The sequence below is a fragment of the Acinetobacter sp. UBA3132 genome (assembly GCF_002364825.1).
GTDB classification, from domain to species: domain Bacteria; phylum Pseudomonadota; class Gammaproteobacteria; order Pseudomonadales; family Moraxellaceae; genus Acinetobacter; species Acinetobacter schindleri.
Genome location: NZ_DEZM01000052.1, coordinates 1 through 7,124, shown reverse-complemented (window position 1 = coordinate 7,124; position 7,124 = coordinate 1). Strand labels below are relative to the sequence as shown.

Annotated in this window: 8 protein-coding genes; 6 read left to right on the top strand and 2 right to left on the bottom strand. The window is 44.0% G+C overall.

Annotated features, from left to right (window positions below; genetic code table 11):
* Nucleotides 1-162: 162 nt before the first annotated feature.
* The gene (locus B4033_RS02215; protein WP_103799959.1) at nucleotides 163-942 is read left to right on the top strand and encodes a TorF family putative porin; all 780 of its coding nucleotides are present in this window, start codon (nucleotides 163-165) and stop codon (nucleotides 940-942) included.
* A gap of 59 nt (nucleotides 943-1,001) precedes the next feature.
* On the opposite strand, the gene B4033_RS02210 is transcribed toward B4033_RS02215, so the two are convergent.
* Nucleotides 1,002-2,489, bottom strand: a complete 1,488-nt coding sequence (locus tag B4033_RS02210; RefSeq protein WP_286831761.1) for a YifB family Mg chelatase-like AAA ATPase — start codon at nucleotides 2,487-2,489, stop codon at nucleotides 1,002-1,004.
* Between the two features lie 64 nt (nucleotides 2,490-2,553).
* Complete coding sequence (locus tag B4033_RS02205) at nucleotides 2,554-2,781, bottom strand: accessory factor UbiK family protein (protein ID WP_004810171.1); 228 nt, start codon at nucleotides 2,779-2,781, stop codon at nucleotides 2,554-2,556.
* 276 nt (nucleotides 2,782-3,057) lie between these two features.
* Here B4033_RS02205 and glnK point away from each other — a divergent pair, with 276 nt between their 5' ends.
* From glnK to B4033_RS02180, 5 genes are all read left to right on the top strand, one after another.
* Nucleotides 3,058-3,396, top strand: coding sequence for a P-II family nitrogen regulator (gene glnK, locus B4033_RS02200; RefSeq protein ID WP_004281042.1), 339 nt, complete (start codon nucleotides 3,058-3,060; stop codon nucleotides 3,394-3,396).
* 59 nt (nucleotides 3,397-3,455) lie between these two features.
* Entirely contained in the window at nucleotides 3,456-4,865 is a 1,410-nt protein-coding gene (locus B4033_RS02195; protein ID WP_004896405.1) for an ammonium transporter, read from the top strand.
* Nucleotides 4,866-5,004: 139 nt separating this feature from the next.
* Nucleotides 5,005-5,472 (top strand): transcriptional regulator NrdR, encoded by a 468-nt coding sequence (nrdR, locus tag B4033_RS02190; RefSeq protein ID WP_004810168.1) that lies wholly within the window; start codon nucleotides 5,005-5,007, stop codon nucleotides 5,470-5,472.
* 2 nt (nucleotides 5,473-5,474) lie between these two features.
* Nucleotides 5,475-6,563, top strand: coding sequence for a bifunctional diaminohydroxyphosphoribosylaminopyrimidine deaminase/5-amino-6-(5-phosphoribosylamino)uracil reductase RibD (ribD, locus tag B4033_RS02185; protein ID WP_103799961.1), 1,089 nt, complete (start codon nucleotides 5,475-5,477; stop codon nucleotides 6,561-6,563).
* Nucleotides 6,560-7,124, top strand: a 565-nt coding sequence (locus B4033_RS02180; RefSeq protein WP_286831751.1) for a DNA adenine methylase, incomplete at its 3' end; no start/stop codon positions are given. The genes ribD and B4033_RS02180, both read left to right, overlap by 4 nt.

The window sequence follows — 7,124 nt, the reverse complement described above, 5'->3', positions numbered from 1 at the left end:
TTTTTAATATATATGATTAAAATCAAATATTTATATAAATAAAAAAACTTTTGTAGCTAATTTGGATTTTCCTTTTTATGGGTTGGCATAGCTATTGCACAGCCTAAGGTGAGTTTAAAAACACAACTAAAAACGTCTGCGGACGGTTGGGGGAATCTAACAATGAAATTCACTTTAAAAGCTTTAGCAGTTGCAGCAGTAGCTTCAGCATCCAGTTTTACTTTTGCAGATGAGCCTGCATCTCCGCACTCAGTATCTGGCAATATCGGTGTGTTATCGAGCTATAACTTGCGTGGTATTACAAATACACCTGAAAATAAAGATGCCACAATTAATGGTGGTATAGATTATAACCATGCTTCAGGTTTTTATGCTGGATGGTGGGGATCAACTTTAAGATATTCTGCAGGTACAGATCTTTTTGAAAATGCAGCAGGTGAATTAGTAGAAGTTGAAACAGGTGAAGTCACTAATGCTTTCGAAAACGATTTCTATGCAGGCTATAGCGGTTCAATCAATGATGACTGGGGTTATACAGCAGGTTTAACGTACTATTATTACTATGATATTGGTAATTCTGGATCAAACGGTTTTGAAACCATGTTGGGTTTGACCTATAAAGATTTAGGTATCACTGCGCAAACATTACTTGAAGATCTTGATTGGGGTAATGCAGGTGATACTTATCTAAAAGCATCTTATAGCTATGCTTTACCTAAAGATTTTAGTTTAGATACAGCACTTGGTTTATATCTATATGATAAGAATGGACCAATTGAAGCTGCTGATACATTTAGTTTCCGCCACTTTGATATCGGTTTGAGTAAAGCACTTGCTGATACTGGCGTGACTGCAAGCATGAACTATATTTTAGGTGGTTATGACCGTAATGATATAAAACAAAAAAATAAAGTTGTCCTAGGTCTAGGTTACAGCTTCTAATTATTTAATAGAAAAAAGGCGACAAATGTCGCCTTTTTTTATTTTTATTGTCCAATCGTTTAGCTTTGCTGACCTCGATAAGATAAAGCTTCCGATAAATGCTGAGGCTGAATTTCTGAATTCTCAGCTAAATCAGCTATGCTTCGTGCTACTCGTAATACCCGATGATAAGCACGGGCAGATAAATTTAACTTTTGTTGGGCAAGTTCAAACATTTTACTGGTCTGAGCATTTAGTGGCGCAAATTGCTCTAATTCTTTTGGGGTTAATGCCATATTCAGCTTGTTCTGTCTTTGTATTTGCAGTTCGTAGGCAGTTATCACACGCTCCCTAACGGTTGCAGAATCTTCTACCGGCTGTGTAGATTGTAATTCATGAGCTTGCAGAGGAGGCACATCGATATGCAGGTCAATCCGATCCAGTAATGGCCCAGAAATCCGGTTCTGATAACGCTTGATCATTTCTGGAGAACACTGGCAGCGAATATCCTGATTAAAGGCATAACCACAAGGGCAGGGATTCATCGCTGCAACCAGCTGAAAGTTGGCTGGGAAAGTAATTTGTCGAGAGGCACGCGAAATCACAATTTCCTTGGATTCCAAAGGTTGACGCAATACTTCAAGAACTTTCCTGTCAAATTCCGGCAGTTCGTCGAGAAATAACACACCTAGATGTGCCAGCGTAATTTCACCTGGTTTAGGATGCGATCCTCCACCGACCAGGGCAACTGCAGACGCGGTATGATGTGGCGCGCGGAAAGGACGCTGTCCAAAAGTATGACTATTATTGGCAATAGAATAAATACTGGCGACTTCAAGATTTTCTTCAGTATTGAGAGGCGGCAAGATACTGGCTAGCCGCGAAGCCAGTAAAGTTTTACCGGTTCCAGGAGGTCCTCTAAATAATAAAGAATGTCCACCTGCAGCAGCAATTTCCAAAGCCCGTCTTGGGCGCAGCTGGCCTTTGACATCGGCTAAATCAAAGCGAGAATCTGAGTGATTCACCTGTGGTCGGGCTTGCATCTGGGCTAAAGGTGTGAGTCTATTTAAATGATCACAAACTTCTTTTAGATGAGCAGCGGCAAATACCCGAAAATCAGGTAACTGACAGGCTTCCTGAGCATTTTCTTTAGGTAGAATCAGTTCATGCTGCGATTGTTGACAGGCAATCGCAATACTAAGCGTACCAGTGATGGGGCTGAGTTGACCATCTAAAGCAAGTTCACCAATGAATTCCATTCCATCAGTACAGTTTTCAGGTAATTGCCCTGATGCCATCAGAATCCCTAAAGCAATTGGCAGATCTAAACGTGAACCGTCTTTGGGCAGGTCAGCAGGAGCCAGGTTAATAGTTAAGCGTTTGGTCGGGAACTGGTAGCCACTATTCAAAATAGCAGAACGAACCCGATCCTTACTTTCCCGAACCGCCGCTTCGGGCAGTCCAACAATAGTTAAGGAGGGCATGCCCTGACTAACATGAACTTCAACTTCTATTAAAGGGGCATGTAGTCCCAGCAATCCCCGGGTATGGATTTTAGCAAAAGACATTTATTGTTCCATTTTGGTGCGTTATTATTGTTCATTATTTGTCTTTTATGCACTTCACTGGTGCTTATTTTTTGTTCGATATCTTTTCTTCAAGTGATTCGACTTGTTTGAGCAACTCATTTAAACGCTGATTGGCCTGATTTAAGGCTGTACGCTGACGTTCAATTTCCTCTTTTGAAACCAGATCCATTTTACTTACTGCTTCGTTTAATAAAGCCCGAAGATTATGTTCCAGATCTTTTTTTGGTTCTTCGATTTGCTGCAAGATTGCTTGTAATAAAGTTTCAATCATTGTGTGGTCCATAGAGATGGAAATAAGCGCACAGTTTAACACCGCAAGAATCAAGACTATAGTATTTCAGACAAAATATGGGATTAATCGATAATTATTATCATAAAAGACCACATAAAAATGACTAAAATTTGAAGATTCAAAAGATTTATGAGTATAAAATAATATTCAGGGAAACCGCATGTCGAGCTTTCTAATTTCCCCCGACCTTAGAAATCTTGGCATGAAATTTGAACATAAAACCTTACTGGTGAAATAAGCCGAAGGAAAACAAACATGAAGCTCGTAACTGCAATTGTAAAACCTTTCAAATTAGACGATGTGCGTGAAGCATTGTCTGAAATTGGCGTTCAAGGCATCACTGTGACTGAAGTCAAAGGCTTCGGTCGTCAGAAAGGCCATACTGAACTTTATCGTGGCGCTGAATACGTTGTTGATTTCTTACCAAAAGTCAAAATTGAAATCGCGATCAGCGACGAAATGGTTGACGCGGTAATCGAGTCAATTACGCGTGTAGCAAGCACAGGCAAAATTGGTGACGGAAAAATTTTCGTAACAAATCTGGAACAGGTCATCCGTATTCGTACAGGTGAAACAGGTGCAGACGCTGTTTAATTTGGCACAAAGTTTGCTGAGTAGCGAATAACTCACAAAAACTTGGTTGGGGGATACGAATGAAAAAAATACTACTCGCGTTGGGTCTGTCCAGCGCACTTTTGGGCGGTTCTGTTGCCTGGGCTGAAGAAGCCGCATCAGCAGCCGTTCCTACCGAGGAAGTTGCTTTAGTTGATGCAACTGCAACTCCAGATACTACAGAAGTTACTGCTGTGGAAGCAGTAGAAACAGCACCGGTTGAAGAAGCGGCAGCTGCAGAAGAAGAAGCCACACTGGATACAGGTGACTCTGCCTGGATTTTAACGTCAACAGCCCTAGTTTTACTCATGACCATTCCAGGTTTAGCCCTGTTCTATGGTGGTATGGTACGTAAGAAAAACGTACTGAGTACTATGGCACATAGCTTTGTAGCAGCCGCAGTAGTCAGTATTGTCTGGGTCGTGATTGGTTATACCCTGGCATTTGGTGAAGGTAATGCCTTTATCGGTAGCCTGGATAAATTTATGCTGTCCGGTATTACGACTGAAGCGCTGTCAGGCACCATTCCTGAAATCCTGTTTGTCATTTTCCAAATGACTTTTGCGATTATTACGGTTGCCATCATTAGCGGTTCTATTGCTGAACGTATGAAATTTGGTGCTTTCATCGCATTCATCACACTTTGGGTGATTCTGGTTTATGCGCCAATTACTCACTGGGTATGGGGCGGCGGCTGGTTAGGCAGTGACGGTGCACTGGACTTCGCTGGTGGTACAGTCGTACACATTAACTCAGGTGTTGCAGGTCTGGTTGCAGCCTACATGCTGGGTTCGCGTATGGGGCTAGGACGCGAATCTATGGCACCACACAATCTGACGCTTACTGTAGTCGGTGCAAGCTTACTATGGGTGGGCTGGTTTGGTTTCAACGGTGGTTCAGCATTGGGTGCAAACGGTTCAGCAGGTTATGCACTCGTGGTTACACAAGTGGCAGCAGCAGCAGCAACGATCTCTTGGTTAATTACTGAAAAAATTGCACGTGGTAAAGCATCTGTATTAGGTGGTGCATCGGGTGCGGTTGCAGGTCTAGTGGTGATTACTCCAGCAGCTGGTTTCGTGACTGTAGGTGGTGCTTTAGCGATGGGTCTCATCGGTGGTGTAGTATGTTTCTGGGGTATTACTGCACTGAAACGTATGCTTAAGGCTGATGACTCTCTAGATGCTTTTGGTCTGCATGGTGTAGGTGGTATTGTCGGTGCGATTCTGACTGCATTCTTTGCCAGCGAATTTATCATGGGCGACGGTGCACCAACCAATGTAATGCATCAATTATGGGTACAAATTGAAGGGGTACTGGCAACAATCGCTTACTCTGCAATCTTGACCTTTATTATCCTGAAAGTGATCGATCTGATCATTGGTATCCGTGTTTCTTCTGATGATGAGCGCATGGGTCTGGACTTGAGCCAACACGGCGAACGTGTCGAATAATCTACTAAAACAATAATCAATATATTGTGTGAAACAGCCCGTCAGGGCTGTTTTTTTTCTATATATTGCGTAACACTCTACAAAGTTCAGAATTTTTGCTACACTCGCTAATCATCAGGATTTGTTCAATTAAACCGCTATGCATTGCCCATTTTGCAATACACCAGACAGTAAAGTGATCGATTCACGCCTGGCCGCTGAAGGTTGCCAGATTCGCCGTCGTCGTGAATGTGTCAGTTGTAATGAACGCTTTACCACCTTTGAAAGTTATGAAGTGGTGATGCCGCGGGTCATCAAATCCGATGGCAAGAATGAACCCTTTGATGAAGCTAAATTACGCCGCTCACTGATGCATGCCTTACAGAAACGTCCAGTGACACAAGAACAGATTGAAACGGTGCTCAGTGATATTCAGCTTCAAATTCGCCGTCTGGGTGAACGTGATGTCAAGTCACGCACTATTGGTGAAATCGTGATGCAGTCTCTATTTGCCCTCGATCATGTGGCTTATGTGCGTTTTGCTTCGGTGTATCAGGACTTTCAGGATGTTGAAGCCTTTCGTCGTCAGATCGAACAGATGCAGCAACGCGGCGAATTACAAGAATAAGCATGATTGAAATAACTCAAGATCAAATCTGGATGCGCCGTGCCATCGAACTGGCACGTCAGGGCCAGTATTCCACCAAACCGAATCCAAACGTTGGCTGTGTCATAGTTAAAGATGGTGTAGTAGTGGGCGAAGGTTTTCATCCCAAAGCGGGTCAACCACATGCTGAAGTCTTCGCAATGCGTCAGGCCGGCGAGCAGGCCCATGGTGCAACCGCTTATGTGACTTTAGAACCCTGTGCGCATTATGGTCGTACACCTCCATGTGCCAAAGGTCTGGTTGAAGCTGGCGTAGCTAAAGTCGTCGTGGCTTGTCCTGATCCAAATCCACTGGTCGCCGGAAAAGGTGTACAGATCCTGAAAGATGCTGGTATCGACGTTGAAGTGGGCATCTGTGAAGATGAAGCACATCCACTCAATTATGGTTTTCTTAAAGCCATGGCGACTGGGATGCCGTATGTGCGTGTGAAAATTGCATCGAGTTTAGATGGTCGTACAGCCATGGCTTCGGGTGAATCGAAATGGATTACCGGTATAGAGGCTCGACAGGACGTCCAGCACTGGCGTGCGATTTCTGGTGGGATCATTACCGGGATTGAAACAGTATTGGCCGATGATTGCCAACTCAATGTCCGTAGCCTGAAAGGCGTTGATGACATCAGCATGATTGTTCAGCCAAAACGGATTATTCTGGATCGCCAAGGTCGTTTGCCACTCACTGCCAAGATTCTCGAACAACCGGAAACTGTGATGGTGATGGGACCTTATCGTCAGGAACTGGCGGATCTCGGTGTGATCCAGCTTGAGATTCAGTCTTTAAAAGAATTATTACAGTACCTGGTTCAGCAGCATCAGATTTATGACGTGCTGGTTGAGGCAGGAGCGACTTTATCTACTGCATTTCTACAGGCACAACTGGTGGATGAACTCATCAGTTATGTTGCACCGACTCTATTGGGGCAAACTGCGCGTAGTATGTTTAATGCAGAATTTAGCCAAATGGCAGAACAACTTCGATACAAATTGCAGGACGTGACCCGTTTGGGTGATGACGTGCGCTTCAGGTTAATTCCTTCTCAAGAGACACTATGAATTCAGAGTCTACGGTTTACCACAAACGTCGCCATGCGGCACGTACCACAGATGAATATCTTTTCCATCAGCTGGTTCCTTATCTGGGGAACAAACGCCGTTTACTACACTTAATTCTGGAAGCACTTGAGAGCACGGGAACCCTAAAACGTGAAGATGGCCGTGCGCCGATTTTTGCCGATTTTTTTGCAGGTTCGGGGGTGGTTTCACGTCTGGCCCGTCAGAATGGCTATCGGGTGATTGCCAATGACTGGGAACCGTATAGTCATGCACTCAATCATGCAGTTTTAGCTTGTACCGAAGCACCTGCCTTTAAAGAGCTCGGTGGCTATCAAAAAGCGATTGATTATCTGAACCGTTTACCAGAAGTCAAAGGCTGGGTGACACATAATCTGTGTCCGCGCAATGATGAAATCTATGACCCAACCCGCGACCGTTTATTCTTCAAACGCCGTAATGGCATGCGTATTGATGCGATACGCCAGCAGATTGCCACCTGGCAAGCCCAAGGCGCAATTGATGATGTGGAAATGAGTGCTTTATTGGCACCACTTCTATATT

Excerpts from the sequence above, each read along its gene's own strand:
- B4033_RS02215 (WP_103799959.1), top strand. The coding sequence starts at position 163 with ATGAAATTCACTTTAAAAGCTTTAGCAGTTGCAGCAGTAGCTTCAGCA.
- B4033_RS02210 (WP_286831761.1), bottom strand. The coding sequence starts at position 2,489 with ATGTCTTTTGCTAAAATCCATACCCGGGGATTGCTGGGACTACATGCC.
- B4033_RS02205 (WP_004810171.1), bottom strand. The coding sequence starts at position 2,781 with ATGATTGAAACTTTATTACAAGCAATCTTGCAGCAAATCGAAGAACCA.
- glnK (WP_004281042.1), top strand. The coding sequence starts at position 3,058 with ATGAAGCTCGTAACTGCAATTGTAAAACCTTTCAAATTAGACGATGTG.
- B4033_RS02195 (WP_004896405.1), top strand. The coding sequence starts at position 3,456 with ATGAAAAAAATACTACTCGCGTTGGGTCTGTCCAGCGCACTTTTGGGC.
- nrdR (WP_004810168.1), top strand. The coding sequence starts at position 5,005 with ATGCATTGCCCATTTTGCAATACACCAGACAGTAAAGTGATCGATTCA.
- ribD (WP_103799961.1), top strand. The coding sequence starts at position 5,475 with ATGATTGAAATAACTCAAGATCAAATCTGGATGCGCCGTGCCATCGAA.